General features: G+C 65.5%; 21 protein-coding genes. 9 read left to right on the top strand and 12 right to left on the bottom strand.

Annotated features, from left to right (window positions below; translation table 11 throughout):
• Positions 1-115 precede the first annotated feature (115 nt).
• Both GKC30_RS02825 and fdhD read right to left on the bottom strand, forming a co-directional pair.
• Positions 116-1348, bottom strand: coding sequence for a molybdopterin molybdotransferase MoeA (locus GKC30_RS02825; protein ID WP_367613960.1), 1233 nt, complete (start codon positions 1346-1348; stop codon positions 116-118).
• Between the two features lie 35 nt (positions 1349-1383).
• The gene (gene fdhD, locus GKC30_RS02820; protein WP_155932172.1) at positions 1384-2163 is read right to left on the bottom strand and encodes a formate dehydrogenase accessory sulfurtransferase FdhD; all 780 of its coding nucleotides are present in this window, start codon (positions 2161-2163) and stop codon (positions 1384-1386) included.
• A 134-nt stretch (positions 2164-2297) separates the two neighbouring features.
• Here fdhD and mobB point away from each other — a divergent pair, with 134 nt between their 5' ends.
• On the top strand, positions 2298-2885 hold the full coding sequence (gene mobB, locus GKC30_RS02815) for a molybdopterin-guanine dinucleotide biosynthesis protein B (protein WP_155932171.1): 588 nt from the start codon (positions 2298-2300) through the stop codon (positions 2883-2885).
• Here the strand turns inward: mobB and mobA are convergent.
• Positions 2882-3535 (bottom strand): molybdenum cofactor guanylyltransferase, encoded by a 654-nt coding sequence (gene mobA / locus GKC30_RS02810; protein WP_155932170.1) that lies wholly within the window; start codon positions 3533-3535, stop codon positions 2882-2884. The two genes, mobB and mobA, sit on opposite strands and share 4 nt — an antisense overlap.
• A 104-nt stretch (positions 3536-3639) precedes the next feature.
• On the opposite strand from mobA, the gene GKC30_RS02805 reads away from it, so the two are divergent.
• Both GKC30_RS02805 and GKC30_RS02800 read left to right on the top strand, forming a co-directional pair.
• Positions 3640-4518 (top strand): alpha/beta hydrolase, encoded by an 879-nt coding sequence (locus tag GKC30_RS02805; RefSeq protein WP_155932169.1) that lies wholly within the window; start codon positions 3640-3642, stop codon positions 4516-4518.
• A 64-nt stretch (positions 4519-4582) separates the two neighbouring features.
• Positions 4583-4855, top strand: coding sequence for a hypothetical protein (locus GKC30_RS02800; RefSeq protein ID WP_155932168.1), 273 nt, complete (start codon positions 4583-4585; stop codon positions 4853-4855).
• Positions 4856-5858: 1003 nt separating this feature from the next.
• Here GKC30_RS02800 and GKC30_RS02795 read toward each other — a convergent pair.
• Positions 5859-6728: a radical SAM protein gene (locus GKC30_RS02795; protein WP_155932167.1), complete on the bottom strand. Its 870-nt coding sequence runs from the start codon at positions 6726-6728 to the stop codon at positions 5859-5861.
• Positions 6729-7076: 348 nt separating this feature from the next.
• Here GKC30_RS02795 and GKC30_RS02790 point away from each other — a divergent pair, with 348 nt between their 5' ends.
• Positions 7077-9491, top strand: coding sequence for a PAS domain-containing hybrid sensor histidine kinase/response regulator (locus tag GKC30_RS02790; RefSeq protein ID WP_231117001.1), 2415 nt, complete (start codon positions 7077-7079; stop codon positions 9489-9491).
• 30 nt (positions 9492-9521) lie between these two features.
• Complete coding sequence (locus GKC30_RS02785; RefSeq protein WP_155932166.1) at positions 9522-9890, top strand: response regulator; 369 nt, start codon at positions 9522-9524, stop codon at positions 9888-9890.
• Positions 9891-9956: 66 nt separating this feature from the next.
• Here the strand turns inward: GKC30_RS02785 and GKC30_RS02780 are convergent, their stop codons facing one another.
• Positions 9957-10634, bottom strand: a complete 678-nt coding sequence (locus GKC30_RS02780) for a CBS and ACT domain-containing protein (RefSeq protein ID WP_155932165.1) — start codon at positions 10632-10634, stop codon at positions 9957-9959.
• 298 nt (positions 10635-10932) lie between these two features.
• Between GKC30_RS02780 and GKC30_RS02775 the strand changes: the two genes are divergently transcribed.
• The 3 genes from GKC30_RS02775 (at position 10933) to GKC30_RS02765 (ending at position 16191) form a co-directional block, all read left to right on the top strand.
• Positions 10933-12540 (top strand): hypothetical protein, encoded by a 1608-nt coding sequence (locus tag GKC30_RS02775; protein WP_155932164.1) that lies wholly within the window; start codon positions 10933-10935, stop codon positions 12538-12540.
• 154 nt (positions 12541-12694) lie between these two features.
• Positions 12695-15541, top strand: a complete 2847-nt coding sequence (locus GKC30_RS15190) for a PAS domain S-box protein (protein WP_367613937.1) — start codon at positions 12695-12697, stop codon at positions 15539-15541.
• A complete protein-coding gene (locus GKC30_RS02765) occupies positions 15529-16191 on the top strand; it encodes a response regulator (RefSeq protein WP_155932163.1) in 663 nt (220 codons plus the stop codon). The genes GKC30_RS15190 and GKC30_RS02765 overlap by 13 nt, the downstream gene beginning before the upstream one ends.
• 6 nt (positions 16192-16197) lie before the next feature.
• Here the strand turns inward: GKC30_RS02765 and GKC30_RS02760 are convergent, their stop codons facing one another.
• The 7 genes from GKC30_RS02760 to ruvA all read right to left on the bottom strand — a co-directional run bounded on the left by GKC30_RS02760 (position 16198) and on the right by ruvA (position 25548).
• Positions 16198-19467, bottom strand: a complete 3270-nt coding sequence (locus tag GKC30_RS02760) for an efflux RND transporter permease subunit (protein ID WP_155932162.1) — start codon at positions 19465-19467, stop codon at positions 16198-16200.
• Complete coding sequence (locus GKC30_RS02755; protein ID WP_155932161.1) at positions 19468-20631, bottom strand: efflux RND transporter periplasmic adaptor subunit; 1164 nt, start codon at positions 20629-20631, stop codon at positions 19468-19470.
• Between the two features lie 109 nt (positions 20632-20740).
• Positions 20741-21361 (bottom strand): signal peptidase I, encoded by a 621-nt coding sequence (gene lepB, locus GKC30_RS02750; protein WP_155932160.1) that lies wholly within the window; start codon positions 21359-21361, stop codon positions 20741-20743.
• Between the two features lie 30 nt (positions 21362-21391).
• Positions 21392-23197: a translation elongation factor 4 gene (lepA, locus tag GKC30_RS02745; RefSeq protein ID WP_155932159.1), complete on the bottom strand. Its 1806-nt coding sequence runs from the start codon at positions 23195-23197 to the stop codon at positions 21392-21394.
• Positions 23198-23698: 501 nt separating this feature from the next.
• Positions 23699-23854, bottom strand: coding sequence for a rubredoxin (locus tag GKC30_RS02740; RefSeq protein ID WP_155932158.1), 156 nt, complete (start codon positions 23852-23854; stop codon positions 23699-23701).
• A gap of 93 nt (positions 23855-23947) precedes the next feature.
• A complete protein-coding gene (gene ruvB, locus GKC30_RS02735; protein ID WP_155932157.1) occupies positions 23948-24931 on the bottom strand; it encodes a Holliday junction branch migration DNA helicase RuvB in 984 nt (327 codons plus the stop codon).
• Positions 24928-25548 carry a Holliday junction branch migration protein RuvA gene (gene ruvA / locus GKC30_RS02730; RefSeq protein ID WP_155932156.1) on the bottom strand — a complete coding sequence of 207 codons (621 nt, stop codon included), beginning with the start codon at positions 25546-25548 and terminating at the stop codon, positions 24928-24930. Before ruvA ends, ruvB begins: the two co-directional genes overlap by 4 nt.
• A 137-nt stretch (positions 25549-25685) precedes the next feature.
• Between ruvA and GKC30_RS02725 the strand changes: the two genes are divergently transcribed.
• Positions 25686-26183 (top strand): hypothetical protein, encoded by a 498-nt coding sequence (locus GKC30_RS02725; RefSeq protein ID WP_155932155.1) that lies wholly within the window; start codon positions 25686-25688, stop codon positions 26181-26183.
• Positions 26184-26245 lie beyond the last annotated feature (62 nt).

The following is a 26245-nucleotide window of genomic DNA, read 5'->3' as shown; positions in this document are numbered from 1 at the left end:
AGAAAAAAGCTGTCCGGGAAAAATGAAGACAACCCATGCGCCCCTCGCGAATTCTGCCGTTCGGTGGTCAGAGGGGTGCCGCGGGCAGGGCGGCCGGGCTATCCGGGCGCGAGTGTCAGAACAAGGTGGTCAGCACCTCGACCCTGTCGCCAGCGAGCAGCGTCTCTCCTCCGGGCATGACGGCCACGCCGTCGGCCTGGCCCAAGGCGAGCATGGGTGGCGTGTCCTTTCCCGCCAGCATGGAGGCGCACAGGTGCCCGCCGTGGCGACTCAGAGTGCAGGGGGCCAGCCATTCGCCGCCCGGCCGACTGGACAGGGTTGCGTCGAGACGGGCGGTAACGGGCGCGGTCTCGTTCAGCCCGCGCAATCGGCGCAGCGCGGGCAGGACCACGGCATGAAAGCAGGCGAAGACCGCAGTGGGCGGGCCGGGCAGGGCGATGAGCAGGGTGGTGTCGCGGTGCGCGGCGAACATGTTGCGTCCGGGCCGGATGTCCAGAGCGTCAAAGAGGGTTTCGAATCCGGCCCGTCGGGCCCCGGCGCGGGCGAAGTCGCGTTCGCTGCGGCCGGTTCCTCCGGTGGTGATCACCAGCTCGGGCAGGCCGTCGGCCGCGAGCAGGGCCGTCAGCCGGTCTTCGTGATCTGGCAGCACCCCTGTTTCTATGGAGCTGATGCCGCACCGGGCAAGCAGACCCGAGGTCAGGATCAGATTGTCGGCCGGGAAGCGGGCCGCAGGTTGCGGCGGGGTGTCCGGGCCAGGGTGTGTGGGGTCGGACAGCTCGCTGCCGAGGGCCACGACCCTGGCGCGTGGAGCCGGGTGGACCCATGCGGCGGAAACTCGGGTGCGCAGCATCACGGCTACGGCCTGGGGCGAAATTTCCTGTCCCCTTTGAATGAAGACATCGCCGCCAGCGATCTCGCCGCCAGCGGTGCGCACAAACCAGCCGGGCCGGACCGGGCCCCTCACCTCAATGCACTCCGCATCGCCATGGGTCGGGCAGGGCGCATGGCCGCATCCCCGGGCGATGACGTCCTCCTCGGCCAGGACCGCGTCCGAGCCGGGAGGGAGTATGCCGCCTGTGAGCACTCGGGCGGCGGTCCCAGGTTCCACGGGGCGCAATGGGTCGGTCTCGGCCCGCACCGTGTGGGTCACGCGCAAGACTGCCGGTCTGCCCGTGGTTGCGGCCGCGATGTCGGCGGTGCAAACGGCATAGCCATCGCGGACCGAGCTGGCCCGTTCCGGCACGTCGCACCCTGCGGCCACGGCCTCGGCGGCGGTCAGACCCGCGCACTCCATAGGCGGCAGCTGCGTCGGCGGCGTCGGCCGGGCCGTGTCGAGCAGCCGCCTGATGGCGCGGGTGCGGGGGATGGGGCGGTCCTTGATGTCTAGAATCCGATTATCCTTCCGTTGTCGTGGTAGACCCAGAAACTGTCGTCCTTGACGTTGCCAACCAGGGTGATGCCTGTCTTGCGTGCCAGCTCCACCGAGAAATTGGTGGCCACGGCCGTGGAGACCAGAACGGGTACGCCGATGCGTATCACCTTGAGCAGAATCTCCGAGGCCACTCGGCCGGTGGAGACGATCATCTTGTCGTCTACCGCCACGTTGTCCAGAAAGCACTGGCCGCAAATCATGTCGATGGCGTTGTGTCTCCCGATGTCCTCGCGGAAGAGGAGCATCTTCTCCGGCGTGCATAGGGAGGAATTGTGGCACCCCCGCGTGTGGTTGTAAAGGGTGGAGCGCGTGTGCAGTTCGCGGACCAGGGCCAGGATCTGCTCGGGCGTGACCCGGATGCGGCCCCTGAGGCGGCGCTTGGATACGGTCTGCACGTTGCGGCCGAAGTTGGTTCCCTTGCCGCAGCCCGAGGTGATGGAGCGTTCCAGGACACGGTTTTCCCAGGGATCGTGGCAGGTCTCCACTTCGGCCACCAGGCGCTGGTTTTCGTCGCGCACGGTCAGGTCCGTGATCTGGTCCGGGCTGGTGATGAAGGCGTCGGACTTGAGAAAGCCCACGGCCAGGTATTCCGGGTGCTTGGCCGTGCAAAGCAGGGTCACCACCTCGCGGCCGTTGAGCATGATGGTCAGGGGCACCTCGCGTATGGAGGCGACGGGCCTGCGCGTAAACCCCTGGCGGTATTCGTGGATGACATGGTTCTGTGATTCCATGGGGCGCTCCCTGCCGGGCGGTCGCGAACTTCCCGGCGTGGCGTTTTCGGTCTGTTTCCTGTATATCGGGCATTGGCGCGGCGACGCAAAGAAGCGTCTTTTCCCCCTGCTCTCACACTGACGAGGTGGTTTTCATGCCTGTTCCGGTTTTGTGCATTGTGGGCAAGAAAAAATCCGGCAAGACGACCCTCATTGAGGGACTGCTGCCCGAGCTGATCTCCCTGGGCCTGAGCGTGGGCACTCTCAAGCATGACGCCCATTCGTTCGAGATGGACCGCGAGGGCAAGGACTCCTGGCGGCACCGCCGGGCCGGGGCGGCCACCGTGGTCGTGTCCTCGCCCGCCCAGGTGGCGGTGATCAGATCCGTGGACCGGGAAATGTCGTTGGCCGAGCTGGCCGAGGTCTATTTTTCCGACCGCCAGTTGGTGCTGGCCGAAGGATATTTCCGCTCGGACATGCCCAAAATCGAGGTGTTCCGCGCCGAGGCCCACGCCCAGCCGCTGTGCCACCGGGGCAACGCGGAGGAGAAACGGCTGCTGGCCATGGTGGCGGACGCCAGGACGGATGTGGGAGTGCCGCTTTTTTCCCCGGACGATTCGGCCGGTCTGGCCGAGTGGATCGCCCGCCGCTTTCACGGTTGGGTCCGAAGCGGTCTGTGGAGCGCGGACAGGGTGGGGGAAGGATCGTGCCATCCGGGCGGCCGAAGGACCGCCCGCCGCTAATGCGCTGTCTCTTCCGCCATCTTCCGGGCCAAGGCCAGGTCCTCGGGTCGGTTGACGTTGAGGAACGAGATCAGATCGGGATCACCGGGCGCCAGGGCGGCCACCGGCACTTCCCGGACCTTCACCCGGTGAAAGAAATCAATGATCTTGTAATTCCCGTCCTCCAACTGGCGGGTGATATGGGGCAGGCAGCGCCGGGAATACACGGCGGTCAGCGGCTCGCGGTAGCCGTCCTCCTTGAGCGGCAGGACCACATCGTCGCCCGGTTCCGCCCGGGCCAGCAGGCGGCGGACCAGTCCGGTCTGCAGAAAGGGCGCGTCGCAGGCCGCGAAAAAACCGTGGTCCGTGGTCATGGCCGAAAGTCCCGCGTGGATGCCTGTCAGCGAGCTGCGGGCTCCGAAGCGGTCCAGGGCCAGCGGCAACCCCAGGCGGGCAAAGGGTCCGGCCTCGCGGGTCGCGATGATCACTTGTTCGAAGAGGGGGCGGTACACGGCCAAAAGCCGCTCAATGATGGGTAGGCCGCCGATGTCGAGAAACGCCTTTGCCACCCCGCCCATGCGTGTGCCAAGGCCGCCCGCCAGGATCACGCCTGTGACGGGGATGGGGGCGACGGGGTCGCTGCTGCCGGGGGTGTCGTCCAGGATGTGCATGGGGCCAAGGTACGTCAAGGCCGGGGCGATGAAAAGGGGCGCAGCCGCGTTTGTTCGGCCCGGCAAGGGTAGGCAACCGCAGCGCAGACGTGTAAGGTCTGGGCATGCCTTCGCTTCTGAAGATCGCGTCCGTCCTGGCCATAGCCTATCTCTGCCTGGCCGCCTGGGTCTATCTGACCCAGCGCAGGCTGCTCTATTTTCCCATCCGCAGCGTGGTCGCCACCCCGTCCGACGCGGGCCTGGCCTTTGAGGACGTGTGGCTTGTCAACGGGCTGGGCACCGAGCTGCACGGCTGGTGGCTGCCCCACCCGCAGGCCCGGTTCACCCTGCTTTTCTGCCATGGCAACGGCGGCAACGTCTCGCACCGGCTTGAGTCGCTGCGGATCTTTCACGGCCTCGGCCTGTCCGTGCTTCTCTTCGACTATTCGGGTTATGGCCGAAGCGGGGGTCAACCCTCGGAAACCGCCACACGGGCCGATGCCCGCGCCGCTTGGGACTGGCTCCTGGAGCGAGGCATTCAGCCCGGCGAGATCCTTCTCTTCGGCCGATCCTTGGGCGGGGCCGTTGCCGCCGGGCTGGCGGCCGAGGTCGTCCCCGAAGGGGCGGTTCCTGCCGGGCTGGTCTTGGAATCCACTTTTACCTCGGTACCGGACATGGGCGCCCGCCTCTACCCCTGGCTGCCCGTGCGCCTGCTGGCCCGCGACCGCTACGACGCCGCTGCGGCCATCGCCGGGCTGGGGATGCCGATCCTCTTCATTCATGCGCCCGACGACGAGATCGTTCCCTACGCCCTGGGTCGCGCCTTGTTTGATGCCTACCAGGGGCCCAAGTCTTTTCTCGCCCTGCGCGGCGGGCACAACGACGGCTTCCTGCTCGCTGGCCGCCACTACGTTGATGGACTGGCCCGGTTCCTTGAGGGGCTGCCCGAGGCGGAAATTCCTGCCTCATCCCTCATGCAGCCTCAAGGTAATGCAAAGAAATAAAAAGATATGTCGGAATGTGCACGCCTTTTGCTGCGGTCAGCACACGCGGCAAGGAGGAACACGCATGAATCGAATCGACCAGTCTCCGGGGCTTGAGCCCCGCATAGATCAACTCTCCAAAAAGATACGGGAACTGCGCGGCGGACAGCGGTCAGAGGAAGGGCTCGACGCCGCCCTGGACGCGGTGGAGCGCAACAGCGGAAGGCGCGAAGCCGCAGTGGCCGCGGCCAGTCTGGCCGGGCTGGGCGACGAACTGTCGCTACAGGGTGCACACCTGCACGGCCTTGACCCCTCCCGTGTGGCGGACCTCATCAGCGACCCCTTTGCCGACGAATAGCCCGTCCCGGCGGAGGCCTGTCGCTGTATCCGGGGGAAGGCGCAAGGCCGGACCCCCCTGTCTGGGCCAGGTCGGCGCACCCCAGAGGGCCGGATGGGCTTGTCCGTTCCCCATTCTTGCGAGGGCTGCGCTTTGATGCGCGAGCCTGATGCCCGGATTTTTGTTCTTGCCATTGGATGACGGGTGCAATACATTGGTATAATTGCCCCTTGTTCTATTCTTCGGTCTTCGGGCGGTGACATGCCGTCCGGTTTTTTGTCTGTGCATTTTTATCTCCTGCCCTGTCCGGCGGTTGCGTTTTTCCAGCCGGTTTTTCCGTCCGCCCCCCCTTGCCATGGTTCGCGGACGGGCGTATGTATCAATCAAAGGCAAAGGCCCCTTCGAGAGCGAAGGCATTGCGGCAACGGCAACGGAGGGTGGAGGGAAATAGACACCGATTTTTTCTGGAATACATGTGGCGAATCGAGTCGCCCACTCTCTAGAAAGAGCACCGTGCGCCAAACCAAACGTATCAGGTCGTCATACAGGGAATTTTGAAATGGCGGTCCAGATACACCCGGATAACCCGGAAAGGCGCACTTTGCTTTGCCCGTCCGCCTCTGAAGAAATACCTGGCCCGCCGCCTTCCTCCTTCCGCCCTGCCTTTCCCGTCCGGTCCCTGATACCCGCCTCCTTCCGGGGCGAAAATCGTGCAGCCACCTCTTTACATCGGGAGACGGGTGCTTATTCTATACATGCAAGGGAGGCAGACCCGGCCGCCCATGAGATAGAAGGAGCGAACCGTAACGGAGGATGTGACCGATATCACCCTCAAAAACCATAAATCAGCGAAACGAGTCGCGAAACATCACCAAAGAGTGACGTGCGCATGAGCCCCCGGGACCGCAACCCCGGTCCGAGGCCAGCCGGGCAAACCGGCCAGCGCACTTTCTTTTTGCCTTTTTTCCAGCCCTGAGCGCGGCAGGCCAGCTGCCAAGCAAGACCTCGTAGCTTCGCGCCCGGGTCACAGCCGCCGCGACGATTCCGGCCGCAGGGTGCGCTGTCCGGCCAGGGCCGTGTCCAGCTCGGCCAGGGCTGCATCCCGGCCAGAGGGCAGCCGGACCTTGAGGGGCAGATAGTTGGAAGCGTGGTTGGCCAGGAAAAGGCCGCGTGTGAGGGTCAGGTGGGCGAGCATCTCGCGGATTTCGGCCAGCATGCCCGCGGCATCGGGCAGGACGAACTCGCCCCGGGCGTGGCGTTCGTGGAGCTTTGTGCCGGGCACGAGCATCAGGCTCAAGGCACCGATCTGGTCCGGGTCCATGGCGCTGAGGGCCAGTCCGGTGGCCCTGGCGTGTTCCAATGAGCGTTCAACCCCGCCCAGGCCGTTGATGACCGTGACGTTGAGCCTGAACCCTGCCCTGCGGGCACGGATGCCCTGGCCGACGATTTCGGCACTGTCGCCGTTCTTGTTCATGGCGGCCAGGATGGCGTCGTCGCCTGATTCGAGCCCCATGTAGACCATGGCGATACCCGCGTTCCGCAGCTCGGCCAGCTGGGCGTCGTTCTTCTGGCGCAGGCTCTTGGCGTTGGCGTAGGTGGAGACCCGCGTGACCCAGGGCAGATCGCGGCGGATGGCGGCCAGGATTTCCAGCAGCCGGGCCTGTGGCATGACCAGGGCGTCGCCGTCGCACAGGAACACGCGGCGCTGGCGGCGGCAGTGACGGGCGGCAAAGGCGATGTCGCGGGCCACGGTCTCGCGGTCCTTGATGCCGAATCGCTTGTCCTGATACGCCCCGCAGAAGGCGCATTTGCCGTGGGAGCAGCCGAGAGTCACCTGGAGCAGGATGCTGTCCGCCTCGCTGGGCGGGCGGATGATGGTTCCCTGATAGTTCATGGAATTTCCTCGTGTGGTGTTCGCAAAAGAGGCAAAGCCGTCTTGTTGCGAAAGACCGCTGGGTCGAGAATGTGGCTTACCTTGCCCAGGCCGCTGGCCGGAAAACCGGGCAGCCATTTTCAAGGACGCGACACTACCATCCCCGGGCCGGATTGAAAACAGTCTTGAATCCGGTAAACCCGTTGCGTGGAGGGGAAAATACCATTGACCTGGACCAAGCCCTTATCTACGGTGGCAGAGTGGACCGCCTGTGCGCGGCGGGCCCTGGCAGACACCGCCGAAACCGATGAAAGGGAAAGGATAATGGCGCTTCCCCTGCGGCCGGCAAGGCCCACCTCATATGTCTCCATGGACGAGACCTCCAGGGCGCTGCTCGAATCGTCCATGGAATCGTCGTTGATCATCGACGTGAGCGGGTATGTGCTGGCCGCCAACCTCATGGCCGCCAAGCTCTATGGCATGGAGACGGTCAAGGAGCTTGAGCAGGCCAACATTTACGACCTGCTCCCGCGTGACTCGGCGGATTCGCGCCGGGAGCGCATTGCCGAGGCCATCGAGTCCGTGCGTTTTCTGCGCTTCGAGGAAGAGGTCGGGGGGCGCTCGCTGGTCCATTCCATCGTGCCTGTGACCAATCCCTGGGGCGAGGTGACGCGGCTGGCCATCAACACCCTGGACCTGACCGAACTGCGCCGCACCGACGAGGATCTGCGCCGCGAACAGCAGCGCCAGATCTTTTTCATGGAGTCCCTGCCCGGCATCGTCTACCACCTGTACCCGGATCAATCCATCCGCTACGCCAACCGTTATTTCCGCAAGTATTTCGGCAGCCCCAAGGGCAAGAAGTGCGCAGACGCCCTCAATTGCGCCAACAACTCCTGCGAGGGGTGCCCGCCCATGGAATCCATGGGCACGGACCGCACCCAGGAGTGGGACTGGACCGACGCCCGGGGGCGCACCTTTCATCTCCAGTGCAGCCCCATGACCGATTCGTCCGGGGAGCGGATGATCATGGTCCTGGGCATAGACATCACGGACCGCAAACGGGCTGAGGACGCCCTCAAGATCGCCCACGACAGGTCCGAGGACAAGGTCCGCCTTCGCACCCGCGAGCTGGAGCGGGCCAACGCGGAGCTGACCAGCAAATCCACCCGGCTGGTGGCCGCCATGAAGAAGGCCGACGCCGCCACCAGGGCCAAGTCCGCGTTCCTGGCCAACATGAGCCACGAGATACGCACTCCTCTCAACGCGGTGCTTGGCATGGCCGAGCTGGCCCTGCGCGTGGACGATCCCACCCGAAAGAACGAGTGTCTGAGCCGCGTCCTCGAAGCGGGCACCTCTTTGCTTACGGTCATCAACGACATTCTTGATTTCTCCAAGATCGAGGCGCGCAAGCTCGCCCTGGAGCGCATCGACTTCGATGTCCGCGAGGTGCTGCGCACCGCGCTGGACATGCACCGCCTGCACGCCGCGGACAAGGGGCTGGTCCTGGTGGCCGAGGTGGCCGGGGAAGTTCCCCGGGCCATTGTGGGCGACCCTGGCCGATTGCGCCAGGTGCTGGTCAATCTTGTGGCCAACGCGGTCAAGTTCACTGAGGCTGGCGGCGTGACCGTACGCATTGGCGTTGCCCAGGGCCGGGATCCTGCCGCGACAGAAGAGTCGCTGACCCTTGAATTCGCCGTCTCGGACACGGGTATCGGCATTCCGAGGAAAAAGCGGCGCGCCATCTTCAAATCCTTCCTCCAGGCCGACGACTCCATCACCCGCAAGCACGGCGGCACCGGGCTCGGGCTGGCCATTTGCAAGCTGCTGGTGGAATTGATGGGCGGCGTCCTGGCGGTGGAGAGCGAGGAGGGCCGAGGCAGTACCTTTTCCTTTGCCGTCAGGTTCGGCGTGGGCGACCCCGAGGCTCTGGAGGCGGACCGCGCCGAGGTTGAAGCCGCCCCGCCAAGGCCCGGCCTGCGCGTCCTGCTGGCCGACGACAACGCGCTCAACCGCAGTCTGGCACTGGACCTGCTGGCCGAAAAGGGCTACGAGGCCGTGGCCGTGGAAAACGGTGCCCAGGCCCTGGAGGCGGTCAGGTCCCAGCGGTTCGATCTGGTGCTCATGGATGTGCAGATGCCCGTCATGGACGGCATCACGGCCACCCGGGCCATCCGTGATCCGGGATCGGGCGCCCTTGACCCCCAGGTGCCCATCGTGGCCCTCACCGCCCACGCCCTCAAGGGCGACCGCGAGCGGTTCCTGGGCGCAGGCATGAACGGCTATATCGCCAAGCCCATCCGCATTGATGATTTTTATGCGACCGTGGCCGCGGCCGTGAGCAGCGATTCTGCCGCGCTGGACGACTCCTCGGAGGGGAAGGGCGGCCATGCCTCGCAGGGAGACTGCACGGCCGGACCTCCCGACAGGACGGACAAGGGCTGCCACGCCTTTGACCGGGAGACGGCCCTTGAGATGCTCGGCGGAAACCGCGCCCTGCTCGGACGCATGGACGCCATCTTTTTGCGCGACACGCCAAGGGATCTGGAAGATCTGGCCGAAGCCCTGGCTTCCCGGCGTTTGGACGAGGCCGGGCGGCTGGCCCACTCCATCAAGGGGAGCGCCAAGACCGTGGGGGGACGCCGGGCCGGCGCCCTTGCCGAGCAGGTGGAGTTCTTCTGCCGCCAGCAGGACCACGCATCCGCTGCCAGGGAATACAAGACGCTTGAGTCCGAGGTCCGGTCCGCGCTAGAGTTTCTGAAGCGGGAGTCGGCCCTGAATTGATAGACGACCATCAACGCAAGGAGCGGGAGGATGAAGACCATACTGATTGTTGACGACGCCCCCATGATCCGTGAGCTGCTCAGGAGCGTGCTCGAAGCCGAGGGTTACGCGGTGGTCGAGGCGGCTGACGGCGAGGAGGCCCTGCGGGTGTTCAGGGACAATGCCGTCGATCTGAGCATCATCGACATTTTTCTGCCCAAGAAGGGCGGGCTCCAGGTCATGGGCGAGCTGATCAAGTCAGACCGCTCCCGCAAGTTCATCGCCATCTCGGGCGGCGAGGCCTTCAACCCCGAGGCCATCGTCGAGCTGGCCAAGGTCTTTGATGTGGTGGACACCTTCACCAAACCCATCGACACCCGAAAGCTGCTCGATTCCGTCAAAAAGGCCCTGGCCGACTAGACGCCACGGCAAAGGGCCGCGCTCTCCGGGGAGCGCGGCCCTTTGACATCGCGGGGATGCGGCCGGTCAGGCCACGTCCACGGTCACGCCCTCGTTGACGTAGAAGAGGACCACGTATTTCTTTTGCAGGGCTTCCACCAGCTGCTCCACGGCGCGGCCGCCAGGGCCTTCCAGCCGGATGTAGGCGTTGCGGGTGCCGGGGTTGCGGATGTCGTAGGCCGTGAACACGCTGGTGAAGGTCAGCCCCATATCGCGGATGTCGGTGAGCAGCTGGGCCAGAGGTTCTGGCTGGGCCTCAAGGCGGAAGGCGAGCTGGATGCCGGAGCGCACCGACCCTGCCGCCGCGCAAAGGAAACGCATCACGTCCGCCTGGGTGATGATGCCCACCAGCACCCCCCCTTCGACCACGGGGAGTCCTCCCACCTTGTGTCTGACCAGGATGTCTGCCACTGCGTTGATGGATGTGTCAGGGGCCACGGTCAGGGGGCCGGGAGTCATGATGTCGCTGGCGGTCAGGGTGTTCAGGCCGCCTTCGCGGCCGTCGGTACAGTCGCCAGGGATGAACTTGGACGGCATGGCGTCGCGGATATCCCGGTCCGACACGATACCCGCCAGCCTTCCTTCGGCGTCTATCACGGGAAACTGCCGGATGTCCTTGCGGCGCAGGATGTCGGCTGCGTCCATGACCGACGAGTTGACGCCCAGGGTGATGACATTGGCCGTCATCCAGTCTCTGACAAGCATCGTTGCCTCCTTTGATCCCGGCTTTGCGCGATGGGGCGCACCTTGATCCAACCCTAGTCGGTCATTGGCGAAAATGCAACGTCCGGCCGGACCTTCCGGCGGTCACGGTGCATCCGGGCCGGACATCGGTCCATGGTTCGATCGAAATTTCCGACACCAACCGTCTGGAAACACATCGTTTCCGTTTGGTGCGCTTGCCATGGGCCGCTTGGGGGCGTACACTGAATAAAGGACCGGAAGCCTCCTGTCCGGTCTTGTTGTGCCAGCATTGGCAAGGACGATGGAACAAGGCCCGGAAATGCGTACACTCAGTCTGCTGCTTTCCTTTTTCCTGCATGCGCTTATTGCGACGGTGCTGATCCAGACTCTGCATCTGGGCCGAACATTGCCGCCCAAGCTCATGGAGCTGGATTTGACGGCCCTGGCCGAGCCCGTGATCGCCCCGTTTCCCGAGCCAACCCCGTTGCCTGCGCCGCTTCCGGTCGAGCCTGCGCCAGAGCCCCAACCCCAAGCCTTGCCAATGGACAAGACCATTCTTCTGGACGACGCACCTCCCCCCGAGCCCGCTCCCGCTCACACTCCCGCATCCGTTCCGCCGCCGCAGGAGCCGCCGCCCGTGGCCGAGGCCATCGACATCAGCCCGGTCAAGACCGTTGCGCCGTCCGAACCGCCGCCCCCTTCCGAGGAGGCGTCCCGGCCGTCTCCGGCCGGCGAGCAAGAGGAGGGCAAGGGCCCGCCCATCATGGTCAGCCGGCATGACGTTCTCGCGCATCGGGGCCACGAGGCGAGGTTTGGCCGGTCCATGATGGCCGAATACTACACCTACGAATCCTCGGAATTCTCCGGGCAGTTCCAGACCCGCGACGACCGGACCATTTCCATCATCGACGCCCGCGACACCGAGTATGGCCGTTTCCTCATCTACGACTCCAAGAACAAGACCCTGCGCCGCCTCAAGGAGTTCGCCAAGTACATCTACACCATCGGCCCCTCGCTCTATGCCGACGAGCCGGTCACGGGCACCGTCACCTTTCTGGCCAAGGACGACCGCATCGAGCGGTTTATCCTGATGACCGACGACGACCGCATCGCCCATTTCCCGGTCAAGGTCCATGTACGCGAGAGCGATGTGCAGTTTGCCGCGCCCGGTGCCGACCCGGCTCCGAAACCGAAGGCGCGTGGAAAGTCCGGCAAGGAGCAGGACGCCCTGGCGGGGCGGGCCACTCTGCCGCCCGCCGGAGGGGGGCATCCCGGCGTGGTCCTGACCTACGGGGAGCGCTGCGTGGACGATGGACTGGTCCGGGGTTTCACGCGGGCGTTGTCCGCGTCGGGATTGGCGGTGTTCTCCTTCCGGCCACGCGGTTGCGACGAGTCCGGCGAGGCCGTTGCCTCTGTCCGGCCCGAGGGCATCAGCGTGGCCGAGGCCGCAACCCGCGCCCGGCAGAGGCAGGCGGCGGACACGGCTGCCGCTTTGGCGTATTTTGTCGGACTGGAGGCGGTGGATGGCAGTCGGGCAGGGGTGTGGGGCAACGGCACCGGAGTGGCTGCGGGTCTGGCCCTGGCCCTGGCCCTGGAGCCGGAGGCGGTGCGCCCCGCCTTTCTGGTCTGCCTGCTCGACGACAGTGTGGGCCCGGACGGACTGCCGGGCAGCGCCGGGCTGGCCCGGCTGGACATGCCCGTGCTCTGGCTGATCACCGGGCGCAACCTGGGCCGCTGGCAATCCTTTGTCTCCACCCTCGAATCCCTGCGCGATGGCCAGGGGCTGGCTTTCACCATAGTCATGGCCCCGCTTCGGGGGGGGCAGGAGGTTCTTGGCGCCCGGGGCGAGTTCTCGGGCTGGGTCGAGCAGGTGGCTGAGGAACACGCCCGGCTCGGGGCGTCGTGGATCGCGGGACTGGCGCAGTGATGGCGGCCGGTGCGCCCCGGCCATCCGGGATTGGCCGTGGTCCCGGTAAAAAGCGGTCGTCCGTTGTCTCGGTCGTCTTCCCTTCCCCGTGCGAATGGGTTAAGAAATGCTAAGGAACAAGACCCGATCCGGCCACCCCTGACCCCGAGTGCGCGTGAAAACAAAATCGCCGACCACCCCCCATGTGGGGCGGGAGATCAATCCCCACCTCTTCGAACAGGTGCTCAGCGCCTCGGGCGTGGCCATGGCCATTCGCGATGCAGGTCTGCGGCCCATCTTCGCCAACCAGGCATTCACCGACTTTTACGGCTATTCGCTTGAGGAGATTCTGGCCGGCCGGGCCCAGGACATCCTGCCGGGCCCCACACGGGTGTTGCTTGAGGAAACCGTGGCTCCGGTCATGGGCACGGGGCGCAGCTGGGAAGGGGAATACGCCATCCGCACCGCCTCGGGCAGGCTGTGCCCCGTCTGGGGCCGCTTTGACCCGGTGCTGGACGACTCCGGCCGTCTCACCCACGTCATTTCCATCATGCGCGACGCCTCGGCCCGGCGGCGGCTGCGCAATGCTCTGACCCAGAGCGAACGCCATCTGCGCTTCCTTACAGAGAACACCCGGGACTGCCTCTTCCGTCAGCGTCTGGTCGACAAGCGCTTCGACTACATCAGCCCGGCCGTGGAGAGCATCACCGGCCACCCGCCCAAGGACTTCTACGAAGTGCCCGGCCTCTTCGAGCAGCTCGTTCCGGCTGAATGGACCGGGGTGCTGGACCTCTGGTGGACCGAGCTGCTGGACGGCGTCTGTCGCCACGAGTACGAGTTTCCCCTCATCCATCGCGACGGCTCGATGCGTTGGATAAACCAGCGCATCACCCTGCACGCGGACTCCCCGGGGTCGCCCCGAGCCATCGAGGGCATTCTCTCGGACGCCACCGCCCGGCACGAGGCTCAGAGGAAGCTTGCCGTGGCCAGATACAGTCTCAATTTTATCGCCAATTCCACCAGTGACATCTTCTTTCGCATGGCCGTTCCCGATGGCACCTACGACTACATCAGCCCTTCGGTGGAGCGGTTCTCCGGCTACACGCCGCACGAGATGATGTCGCACCCCCTGTTTGTGCGCGAAATGATCCATCCTGACTGGCGCGGATATTTCAGCGAGGTGTGGGATGAAATGTGCCGGGGTGTGGTCAGGCCCGAGTATCTCTTCCAGTTTGTCAAAAAGTCGGGCGAAGTGCGCTGGGCGCGTCAGCGCTTGGTCCTGCACCGCGATGAAAACGGGATACCCGTGGCCGTGGAAGGGATGGCCAGCGACGCCACCGAGTACATGAACACCGTGGAGGCTCTCAAGAAAAGCGAAGCCCGGTTCCGCGCCCTGTTCGAGGATTCGCCCATCTCCCTGTGGGAGGAGGATCTGACGCGGCTCAAGGCGCATTTCGACAGTCTGCGGGAACAGGGCGTTACCGATTTTCGCCGCCACTTCGCCGACCATCCCGAAGACCTGGCCCGCTGCGCCTCGCTGGTGGAGGTGGTGGCCGTGAACCGGGCCACCCTGAATCTGCTGCGGGCCGGGAGCAGGGAGGAGCTGCTCGGCCAGCTCGACAAGGTTTTGACCGAATCCTCCATGCAGGCCTTCACCGAGGAGATGGTCGTCCTCGCCTCGGGCGGCTATGAATACAGCGGCGAAATCACCCACCGCACCCTGGATGGGGAGATCCTTTGGGTCATGGTTCATTTTTCCGTGCCCCCCGAATACAGGCAGACCCTTTCGCGGGTCATCGTCTCGCTTCAGGATGTCACCCCCCGGAAGCGGGCCGAACAGGCCCTGGCCGAGTCCGAGGAGCGTTACCGCGCCCTGGTGGAGAACGCCCAGGAGGGGGTGGCGGTGGTCCGCGACGGGGCGGTGGTCTTCGTCAACCATGCCATGGCCCGGATGCTGAACACCCCCTGCGAACAGTTGAAAACCTTTGACCCCATGGACCTGATTCACCCGGATGATCAAGCCTGGGTGCGCGGCAGTCTGGCCGCCTATCTTGCCGGGCGGGGCGACGGGCCTGGTGCGCCGTTGCGCGTGGTGGGGGCCGACGGCAGGGCCGTCTGGGTGACATTGAGCCTCAAGCCCATCCGCTGGAACGGAGCGCGGGCGCGCCTGATCATCCTCACGGATGTCACCGGCCACAAGCTCCTCGAGGCGGAACTGCGGGCCGCCCATGCCGAGATGGAAAGCCGCGTCAAGCGGCGCACGGCAGAACTCTCCGAGGCCAACGCCCGGCTGACGGCCGAGGCGGAGGAGCGTCGGCAGGCCCGGGAGCGCATCCTCTCCCTCACCCGGCAGCTCCTTCATGCCCAGGAAAATGAGCGTCAGCGCATTGCCCGCGATCTGCACGATAACGTGGCCCAGGATCTTTCCTCCATCGTCCTGAACATGGAGACCCTCTTCGACGGGCTGGCCGAGGTGGACGGGGTGCTGCAACGCCGGACCGATGCCGTTGCCGAGGTGGTGCGCGGAGCCATCGCCGCGGTGCGCGAGATTGCCTACGGGCTGCGTCCGCCTGCTCTGGATCAGCTCGGGCTCATTCGGGCCTTGAAGAACCATTGCGGGGAAATCGCCGGGCGCACCGGGCTCGATGTCGCGTTTCAGGCCGTGGGCACAGAAGACATGGTCCTCGACTTCGACGCCGAGATCAACGTCTACCGCATGGTCCAGGAGGCGCTGAACAACACGGCGCGGCACGCCCGGGCTGACCGCGTTTCGGTGCGCCTTGTGCGCAGCCATCCCGAGCTGTTCGTCCGCGTGGAGGACAACGGCCAGGGGTTTGACGTGGTTTCGCGCATGGCCGACGCAGCGGCGGAAAAGCGCATGGGCCTGCGGAGCATGGAGGAGCGGGCCAGACTCCTCGGCGGCACCGTGGAGATCCAGTCCCTGACCGGGACAGGGACGCGCATCGTCTTTCGCATTCCCCTTGAAACCACCAAAAGGAGCGCCCAGGCATGGAACTCATGATCGTGGACGACCATCCCCTGTTTCGGGAAGGACTGAAAACAATCGTCAACCGTGACGACAGGTACACCGTGGTCTGCGAGGCGGGCAACGGCACCGACGGCATCCGGCTCGGCAAACGGCACAAGCCCGACATCATGCTGGTGGACATCTCCATGCCGGGCAAGAACGGCATCCAGATGATCCGCGAGCTGAAAAGCTCGCTGCCCCAGACCCGGTTCATCATCATCTCCATGCACTCGGAGGCGGACTACATCGTCGAGGCCTTTCGGGCGGGCGCATCGGGCTACCTGATCAAGGAGTCGGCCGCTGGCAACCTGATGCGGGGGCTCGATGCCGTGGCCAGGGGGGAGCTGTTTCTGGACGACGCCCTGTCCCAGGAGGTGGTCTTCCGGCTGATGCAGGCCAAGGACGAGCAGACAGCCGGGCGCGACCCCTATACCACCCTCACGGCCCGCGAGCAGGAGGTGCTGCGCCTGCTGGCCGAGGGCCTCACCGCCAAGGAGGTGGCGGCCCAGCTCTTCATCAGCCCCAAGACCGTGGAAAACCACCGCACCAACCTGATGAAGAAGCTCGGTCTGCAAAGCTCGGTGGAGCTCATCCGCTACGCCGCCCGCCTCGGCCTCATCGACCTCGACACCTGGGCCATCTGAGAAGGGTCAGCTGGCGGGATTGTCCTTGCCTCCGCCGTACAGGGCATAATAGCCGCTTGGCACCACCACCAGGGTGAAGAGGGTGGAGGCGGCCAGGCCGAAGATGAGCGCCCAGGCCAGGCCCGAGAAGATGGGGTCCAGGGTGATGGGCCATGCCCCAAGGGCCGTGGTCAGGGCGGTGAGCAGGATGGGGCGCATCCGCACCGCGCCGGACTGGATGATGGCCTCGCGGAGCGGTCTGCCCGCCGCCAGCTCGGACTGGATGAACTCGATGAGCACCAGCGAGTTGCGGATGACGATGCCGCCCAGGGCGATCATGCCGATCATGGAGGTGGCCGTGAAGAAGACCGGGTCCGCGTAGCCGCCCACGGAGGAGCCCGCCGCGAGGTTGAGCAGCCAGAATCCCGGCAGGATGCCGAGCAGTGTCAAAGGCACGGCCGACATGACCAGCAGCGGCATGAGGAAGGTTCCCGTCTGGATCACCAGCAGGACATAGATGGAGGCCAGGGCCGCCGCGTTGGCCAGCCCCAGATCCCGGAACACGTCCAGCGTGATCTTCCACTCGCCCTCGCCAGCCCAGTCCACCGTGGTGCCCGGCGGCATGGGGTCGCTGCGCAGCCTTTTCTTGAGGTCGAGCACGGCCTCGCCCGGAGGCACGCCCGCCGTCTCGGCGTAGACGTAGGCCACCCGGCGCAGATTCTTGTGCAGGATGGGCTGGTCCGTGGCGATCTCGCGGAAAGATCCCACCTCGGCCAGGGGGACCATGGCCCCGGAAGCGCTCTTCATGGTCAGGTGGTCCAGCGCCTGTGTCCCAGTGCGCAGGGCAGCGGGCAGAACGACTCGCACGGGCAGGGGCTGGCGTTCGCCAGGGGCGTGGACAAAGGCGGGCTCCTCGCCGCTTAGGGCCAGACGCAGGGTCTGGACCACGTCCGAGGCCGTGATGCCGTGCAAGGCCGCCTTTTCCTTGTCGAGAACGAAGTCGAGCATGGGGCGGTCCGCCTCGGAGGAGTCGTCCACGTCCACCACGCCCGGCTCACTGCGCATCATCTCGCGCAGGTGTGCCGCGCCGTCGAGAAGGACAGGATAGGGCAGGTCCGGCCTGCCGTAGATCTCGGCGGTCAGGGTGGAGAGAACCGGCGGCCCAGGCGGGGTTTCCACCAGCTTGATGACCGCCCCGTGGCGCAGGGCCACCGTGTCCAGATGATCGCGCAGACGCAGGGCGATGGCGTGGCTCTGCATGGTGCGCTCGGACTTGTCGGTCAGGTTGATGCGGATTTCGCCAAGATGGGGTTCGTCGCGCCAGTAGTAATGGCGGACCATGCCGTTGAAATCCATTGGCGAGGGCGAGCCCGCGTAGGTGACCAGGGTGGTGACTTCGGGCACGGTGCGCAGGAATGCCTCGAAGTCCCGCAGCGTCCTGTCGGTGCGCTCCAGGGTGGTGCCTTCGGGCATGTCCACGAGCAATTGCAGCTCGTTCTTGTTGTCAAAGGGCAGCATCTTGAGCGGTACCAGCCGCAACGCCACCAGTCCGAGACACAGCCCCAGCCCGGCCAGGATGCCGACGGCCAGCAGCCGTCGATTGCGCGGCGTCCCCAGAAAGGGCGTGATGATCCGGGTGTAGACGGCCAGGAGCCGGGCATTGGGCGCGGGTCCGCGGTTCCCCTCTTCGGCTGCTGCGGCCGTGTCCGGGGCGGTCTGGCCGTGGCGGTGGCGCAGGAGCAGCCACGCCATCCAGGGTACCACGGTCAGGGCCGCCAGGGTGGAGAAGGTCACGGTCAGGGGCACGTTGGCGGCCATGGGGGCCATGTACGGTCCCATCATGCCGGTGATGAAGAAGAGCGGCGTGAAGGAGACGATGATGGCCAGGGTGGACATGATCACCGGGGGCAGCACCTCGCGCACGGCGTCCAGGGTGGCCTCAAGGGAGTTCTTGATGCCTGCGCGGATGTGGCGCTGGATGTTGTCCACGTTGGTGATGGGGTCGTCCACCACCAGACCAAGCGAAAGGATGAGGGCGAAGAGGGTGACGCGGTTGATGGTGTAGCCGAAGAGGTGGTTGACGAACAGGGCCAGGGAAAAGCTCATGGGCACGGCCAGGGCCACCACCAGGGCTTCGCGCCAGCCCAGGGCAAAGGCGAGCAGCGCCACCACCGTGACGATGGCGAAGCCGAGGGACGAGAGCAGTTCGTTGACTTTGGCCTGGGCGGTCTCGCCCTGGTTGCGGGTGACGGTGAGGGTCACGCCCCTGGGCAGCACTTCGCGCTGCAATTCCTCGGCGCGGACCACCACGGTATCGGCCACGGTCACGGCGTTGACGCCTCTTTTCTTGGCCACGGCCAGGGTCACGGCCGGGCGCGACGGGTGGGCCGTGTCGAGGCCCAGCCGGGAAAGATACGTATCGGAAAAACCGATGCGCGAGTAGTCGGCAGGCTCGCCTGGACCGTCGCTGATGTCTGCCACGTCGCGCAGATACACGGGTCTGCCGTCGAACACGCCCACCACCAGCGAGGCCGCCTCGCCCGCCGAGAGCAGGAAGGACTGGCTGACCACACGGGTACGCCGGTCGGCGGCCACCAGATCGCCCGCGGTCAGGGCGCGGTCCGCCCCGGCCAGGGCGCGGCGCACCTCAAGGGGCGAGATGTTGAATCCGGTCAGCCGTTCAGGCCGGATTTCCACCCGAACTTCCCGGCTGCGCCCCGAGTGCAGGGTAATGCGCGAGACATTCTCCACCTCGGCCAGCCGGTGGAACATCTCCTCGGCCATGCGGCGCAGGTCGTGGTCGGAATACAGCGTTTCGTATCCGTGGTCCGCATGCAGGGTCAGGGCCACGATGGGCACGTCGTCGATCTCCACGGGCTTGACCACCCAGCCCTCGACGATGCCCGGCGCCAGATCCACGTTCTTGGCTATCATGGTGTGCAGCTTGATCAGCGAGTCCTCGCGGTTCTCGCCCACGAAGAAGCGCACGGTCACAGCGGCCATGTCCTTGCGCGATATGGAGTAGACGTACTCGACCCCGTCGATCTGCCACAGCAGCCGCTCAAGGGGGGTGGTGACGAGTTTTTCCACCTCCTCGGCCGATGCGCCGGGCACACGCACGACCACGTCGGCCATGGGCACCACGATCTGGGGTTCCTCCTCACGCGGGGTGACGACGATGGCCGCCGCTCCCAGGGCCAGGGCGGCCAGGGCCAGGATCACGGACATGCGCGATGTCAGGAAATAGCCGACAATGCTCCCGATAAGGCCGGTGCGGCCGGGCTCGGAGCCGACCATCTAGCCCTCCCCTCCGGTGCGGTCGGCCGGTTCGGCCATGCCCACGCCCAGAGTCTCACCGCCGGACAGGCCGGAGAGCACCTCCACAAGATCGCCAGGCCGGCCGCTCACTCGGTCCCCGGTCCGCACATGCACCGGCTGCCAGGAGTCCCCCTCTCTGACCATGACCGTTTCCAGCTGGCCCACGCGGGTCACCGCAGCCCGGGGAACCAGCACGGCATCGCGCTCGCCAAGGGGCACGAAGAGGCGGCCGAACATGCCGGGATACAGGCCAGGGGCCTCGGGAAGCCGGGCCTTGACCAGAAAGGAGCGCGTCACCGGGTCGGCCAGCGGCTCCATCTCGTCCACCACGCCTTCCAAGGTGTCGCCCTCGCCCAGGGCCGAGACGGCCACGCGCACGGTATCGCCCACGCGCACCCGGCCGATGAGCCCCTCGCGGACCATGGCCTCCAGGCGCAGACTCTCGCCGGTCTGGAGCACCAGCAAGCCTTTGCCGGGAAAGGCAAGGTCGCCCGGTTCCGCCAGCCGTCTGGCCACCTCGCCGGCCTCGCCTGCCACGATGGTGGTGTGATCAAGGCCGATCTCGGCCTCCTGGATCACCTCGTCCGCTTCGCGGGCGCGGGCCAGGGCCGCGGCAACGCCCTCCTCGGCCTGCCCCAGGGCGGCCCGTGCCTGAAGATAGGCGGCCTCGGCCCGCTCCACCTCCTCGGCCGTGACCACGCGCTGCTCGCCGAGCTGGCGCATTCGTCGATAGGCGGCCTCTGTCTGGGTGAAGGCGGCCTTGGCCGAAGCCAGGCCGTCCCGTGCATGGGCGATCATGCTGGCTGCGCTCTGGCGGGCCTGGCGGGCCTGGTCGAGCCGGGCCTGGGAGGCGCGGCCGTCAAGGACCACCAGCCTGTCGCCAGGGGCCACCCTGTCGCCGGGGCGCACCAGCACTTCGAGCACCCGGCCCGTGACCTGAGCCTCGACGTTCACGTCGGTCCTGGCCCGTACCGTGCCCACGGCCTCATGCAGCCGGGGCAGGGTGGTCCGCTCCGCCACCGCCGTGGCGCGGGGAACATAGGACGCCCGTATTCCGGCCGGGGCGACGGGGTCGGAGCCGCAGGCCGCAAGCAGCAGCGCGGCCAGCACAATGGAGGGGATGGCGAGTTGTTTTATGGGCATGGCCCTTCCATAGCACGGAATCCCGCGCCTTCGCCAGAGAGGAATGGGCCTTGGCAGAGAGACGTGGGGCGCGACGGCCTTGCGGCCCAAGCCGTGTCGGGGTCGAAACCTAGAGGAACAGCGTGCCTATGCGGCCAAAGCGCACGTCGGTGATGGAACCCCAGGACCAGTATATGACCAGGGCCTTGCCCACGATCTTTTCGCGCTTGACCGGGCCCCACCAGCGGGAGTCGTGGGACGCCTCGCGGTTGTCGCCGAGCATGAAATACTGGCCCTCGGGCACGGTGTAGGGGCCGAAATTGTCGCGCACCGGCTCCATGGTGTGCTTGGTGTGGCGCACATACGGCTCGTCCAGGGGCTGGCCGTCAATGTAGACCACCTTCTCCCGGATCTCGAGGGTCTCGCCGGGCAGGGCCACCACCCGCTTGATGAAGTCCTTGGTCTCGTCCTCGGGATACTTGAAGACCACGATGTCGCCGCGCTCCGGGTCGCTCACCGTGTAGAGCACCTTGCCGTCGGTGGTGTCCAGAAACACCGTGGAGGGCAGGCGCAGGTCATAGGCGAACTTGGTTACCAGCAGGTGGTCGCCGATGAGCAGGGTATCGAGCATGGAACCCGAGGGAATCTTGAAGGCCTGAACCACGAAGGCGCGGATGACAAAGGCCAGCAGCAGGGCCACCACGATGGCCTCCACCGTGTCGCGGAATGATTTGAGGGAGCTTTGGGTCATGAATAGGTGCCTTGTTCGCGGGTGAGCGGGTTAGTCTTCGTCCGCCTTGAGGACGGAGAGGAATGCCTCCTGGGGTATCTCCACATTGCCCATGCGGCGCATCCGTTTTTTGCCTTCTTTCTGCTTTTCCAGAAGCTTGCGCTTGCGGGTGATGTCGCCGCCGTAGCACTTGGCCGTGACATCCTTGCGGAAGGGCGCGTTGCGCTCCCGGGCGATGATCTTGTTGCCGATGGCGGCCTGGATGACCACCTCGAACATCTGGCGCGGGATGGAGCGCTTGAGCTTGAGGGCCAGGGAGCGTCCGGTGCGCGCCGCGTTTTCGCGGTGGACGATGCAGGAGAAGGCATCCACAGGGTCGCCGTTGATCAGGATGTCGAGCCGCACCAGATCGGCCTGGCGGTAGTCGATGATCTCGTAGTCGAGGCTGGCGTATCCCCTGGTGGAGGACTTGAGCTTGTCGAAGAAGTCGTACATGACCTCGGCAAAGGGCAGCTCGTAGGTGATGACCACGCGGGTTGGCGTGATGTAGGCCATGTTCTTCTGGATGCCGCGCTTTTCCTCGCACAGGGCCAGCACCGAGCCCACGAATTCGTTGGGCACATGGATTTCCATGCGTACAAAGGGCTCGCGGATGGCGGCTATCTTGGTGGGGTCCGGCAGCTTGCTCGGATTGTCGATGGTCAGGGAGTCGCCGCCCACCGTATCCACCTGATAGATGACCGAAGGCGCGGTGGTGATGAGTTTGGCCTCGAACTCGCGCTCGAGCCGCTCTTGGATGATTTCGATATGCAGAAGGCCCAGGAAGCCGCAGCGGAAGCCGAAGCCCAGGGCCTGGGAGGTCTCGGGCTCGAAGCTGAAGGCCGCGTCGTTGAGCTGGAGCTTTTCCAGCGCGTTCTTCAGGGTTTCGTATTCCGAGGGCTCCACCGGGTAGAGGCCGGAGAAGACCATGGCCTTGACCGGCTTGAAGCCGGGGTAGGGCTCGGCCACAGGATTGTCGGCCAGGGTGATGGTGTCGCCCACCGGGGCATCGCCCAGCTCCTTCATGGAGGCGCACAAAAATCCCACCTCGCCCGCGCCCATGGTCTTGATGTCCACGGCCTCGGGCATGAAGGCGCCAAGCCGCGTGACCTCGAAGCGCTTGCCCGTGGAGAAAATCTTGATGGTGTCGCCTTTCTTGATGGTTCCGTCGATGATGCGGAAGAGGACCACCACGCCCTGATAGGAGTCGTACCAGGAGTCGAAGATGAGCGCCTTGAGCGGTGCGTCCGGGTCTCCCTTGGGCGGCGGCAACTGCTCGACCACCGCCGCTATGACCCGGTCCACGTTGAGCCCGCTCTTGGCCGAGACCATGAGCGGGTCAGAGCAGTCAAGGCCGATGATGTCCTCGATCTCGCGGGCGATGCGCTCGGGTTCGGCGCTGGGCAGGTCGATCTTGTTGAGCACCGGGATGACTTCGAGGTCGTTGTCCAGCGCCAGGTAGACGTTGGCCAGGGTCTGGGCCTCCACGCCCTGGGTGGCGTCCACCACCAGCAGTGCGCCCTCGCAGGCGGACAGGGAGCGGGAGACCTCGTAGCTGAAGTCCACGTGGCCGGGGGTGTCGATGAGGTTGAGGACGTATTTCGCGCCGTCGGGCGCAGTGTAGGGAATGCGTACGGTCTGCGCCTTGATGGTGATGCCGCGCTCGCGCTCCAGCTCCATCTTGTCGAGGTACTGGTCCTTCTTGGCGCGGTCGTTGATCATGCCCGTCAATTCGAGAATGCGGTCGGCCAGGGTCGATTTGCCGTGGTCGATGTGCGCAATGATGCTGAAATTGCGGATATTGTCTATCTTGCTCATATTTTCCGTGTCTGTGGTGACGAGTCCCGCCCCGCAGGGCGCGGCCGGGCGGCCGGGTGTACCGGAACGTCTTCTACGGCATTTGTCGGGGGTTGTCTAATATATATGGGCGAGGGCGGCGAAGAGATGATGGCCGCTTTCATTGGCGGAAGGGCAGCAGGCTTGCGGGTGCGAAGAGTCGCGGGAGGAGGCCAGGGCCGGGTGGAAGGATGGAGAAGCTCGCCGCGACCGCAATGGTTGATTCGGCGGGAGCGTCCCTCGCCGCGGGATGGGCGGAGACGAAAAAGCCCCCGCCATAAGCGGGGGCTGCCTGGAAATGTTGTCGAGATGTTGCCGTGATACAACGCCTCTGCCAAAGGTCGGTTTGTTGGGTGTTGCCTGAAAACGCTGCCGATTCGCTGAATCAGGGTTGTGCTTGGCGTTACCTGGAAACGGTCCTTTGTCCTTGGCTCCACCATACGCCTCTTTCGACGCGGCGCAAGCCTTTTTGTGCGGGGGTGACTACAGTTTTTCGAAGTATTCCTTTTCCGCGCCGCATTGCGGGCAGACCCAGTCGTCGGGCAGGTCCTCGAAGCGGGTGCCGATGGCCACGTTGTTCTCAGGATCACCCTCGGCAGGGTCGTAGATGTAGCCGCAGGGACATTCCCATCGTTCCATGATCGTATCCTCCGAATAGGTTGGTTGGCCCCATCATACCACAAAACGCGGACCGAGCAAGGCCGCTTGTGCAGGATGCGCGGCCAGGGCCGGTCAGAGCAGCTCCAGGCGTTCGTCCATGCGCAGTTTGAGATGGCGGTAGGCCTTGGCCGTGGCCACGCGTCCACGCGGGGTGCGTTTGAGGAATCCGCACTGGATCAGGTAGGGCTCGTAGATGTCCTCAATGGTCCGCACTTCTTCGGCGCAGGCGGCGGCGATGGTCTTGAGTCCCACCGGCCCGCCGCTGAAGTTCTCGACCATGAGGGAGAGAATCTTGCGGTCCATGGCGTCAAGTCCGTGCTGGTCCACCTCCAGCCGGTCCAGGGAGGATTCGGCGATCTCGCGGGTGACTGTCCCGTCGCCGTGGACCAGGGCGTAGTCACGCACGCGGCGCAGCAGCCGATTGGCGATGCGGGGGGTGCCCCGGGCCCGTCGTCCGATGGCCAGCGCACCGTCCGGTTCCACCCGCACCCCGATGATGGCTGCGGCCCGTTCCACAATCCGGCCCAGCTCCTCGGGCGAGTAGAATTCGATGCGGAAGATGCAGCCGAAGCGGTCGCGCAGGGGCGAGGTGAGCAGCCCCAGCCGGGTGGTTGCGCCAACCAGGGTGAAGGGCTCAAGGTCGAGCTTGACCGTGCGCGCCCCGGGCCCGGACCCGATGATCAGGTCGATCTGGAAATCCTCCATGGCCGGGTAGAGCACTTCTTCCACGGTGGGGGGCATGCGGTGGATCTCGTCGATGAAGAGAATGTCGCCCCGGTCAAGGTTGGTCAGGATGGCGGCCAGATCGCCCGAGCGCTCCATGACCGGGCCGGAGGTGGTGACCATGTTCACGCCCAGTTCGCTGGCCATGATCCGGGCCAGGGTGGTCTTGCCCAGGCCGGGATTGCCGTAGAACAGGGTGTGGTCAAGGGGCCGCGAGCGCTCGGTGGCGGCGCGGATGAAGACATCGAGGTTGGCCCGCAGCTCGTCCTGGCCGATGAAGTCGGACAGGCGGCGCGGCCGGACGCTCTCTTCGGGGAGTGTGCTCTTGCTCATGAGCGGGCCGCCGCGATGCGCCTCAGCGCCGTGCGGATGGCCGAGGCGGCGTCGAGGTCTGGTTCAGCGTCGAAGATTTCCAGCAGCATGGGTCTCACTTCATCCTCCTGATACCCCAGCCCCTTGAGGCCCGCAAGGGCGTCGAGGTACTCGCCCCGTCCTCCTTCGACGCGTGGCCCTTCGCCCTTGGCCGGGGCGTGGGCCGGGGCGAGTTTGTCCACCTTGTCCTTGAGGTGCCAGAGTATCTGCTTGGCGGATTTCGGTCCGATGCCCGGCACCGTTGCCAGGGTGTCGGCGTCCTCGCGCCAGGCGATCTCGCGCAGATGCCCGGCGTCGAACATGGAGAGTATGGCAAGGGCCTTCTTGGGGCCGAGTTTGTCGATGGAGATGAGGGTGCGGAAAAGGTCGAGATCGTCGTTTTCGAGAAAGCCGAAAAGATCAATGGCCTTTTCGCCCACCTGGGTGTGGACAAAGAGCGCTGCCTCGCCTCCCCGGCCGGGCAGCCGGGCCAGCACCGAGGTGGGCGCGGCCACCTCGTAGCCCACTCCGCCTGGAGTGAGCAGCACCAGTCCCTTGTCGCTCACGGACAATACCGTTCCCTTGAGATATCCGATCATGCGGCCCCTCCGTGCCCATGGTGTACCCCATCGCGGCAAGACATTCAAAGGGAATGCTCACCCCTGTGGCGATGCGCCTTCACAGTGACTTTTCCGGCGCGATGGGTGTATATGAAGATTCAACACAAGGAGCCGCCATGCACCATGCCGCCGCGAACACCAGCCCGAACACCTTTCTGCTGACCATGGCCCTGGCCGCCTCGCTGGTCATGCCGACACTGGTTGCGGCTCGGGATACGGCCCCTTTGTCCAGGGACGACCTCGTCTCCCTGGTGGGCGAGGCTGTGGTCCGGGAGGCGAACCGGGCCGAGGAACGGGTCAGGAGGGCGAAGGAGCGGTATGAGCAGGTCAACCGGCGCGGCACCCGGTGGCAGCAGTCCGAAGCGGCCGTGGAGCTTGAGCGGGCCAGGGAGCGCTTCGGGATCGCGGCGCACAATCTCGACGAGGCGCAGGTCAGGGCCATCGCCGAAAGGAGCGGCCGTTCGCCGTCCGAGATCCGGGCCATGCGCGAGTCAGGCATGGGATGGGGGGACATTGCCAACGAGACCGGCGTGCATCCCTCGGTGAACGCAAAGGGCAATGGGGCCGACGCCGCCAAGGGCCCGGAAGCAGGCAAGGGCAAGAACAGCCAGTAGCCGCCCGCCCGCATTGCGGGAAAAAAGGTTCACCCGGCCAGCGTCGGGCGAACCTGTCTCCT

Source organism: Pseudodesulfovibrio alkaliphilus, assembly GCF_009729555.1.
Lineage (GTDB): Bacteria > Desulfobacterota > Desulfovibrionia > Desulfovibrionales > Desulfovibrionaceae > Pseudodesulfovibrio > Pseudodesulfovibrio alkaliphilus.
This window is presented reverse-complemented; position numbering and strand designations above follow the sequence as displayed.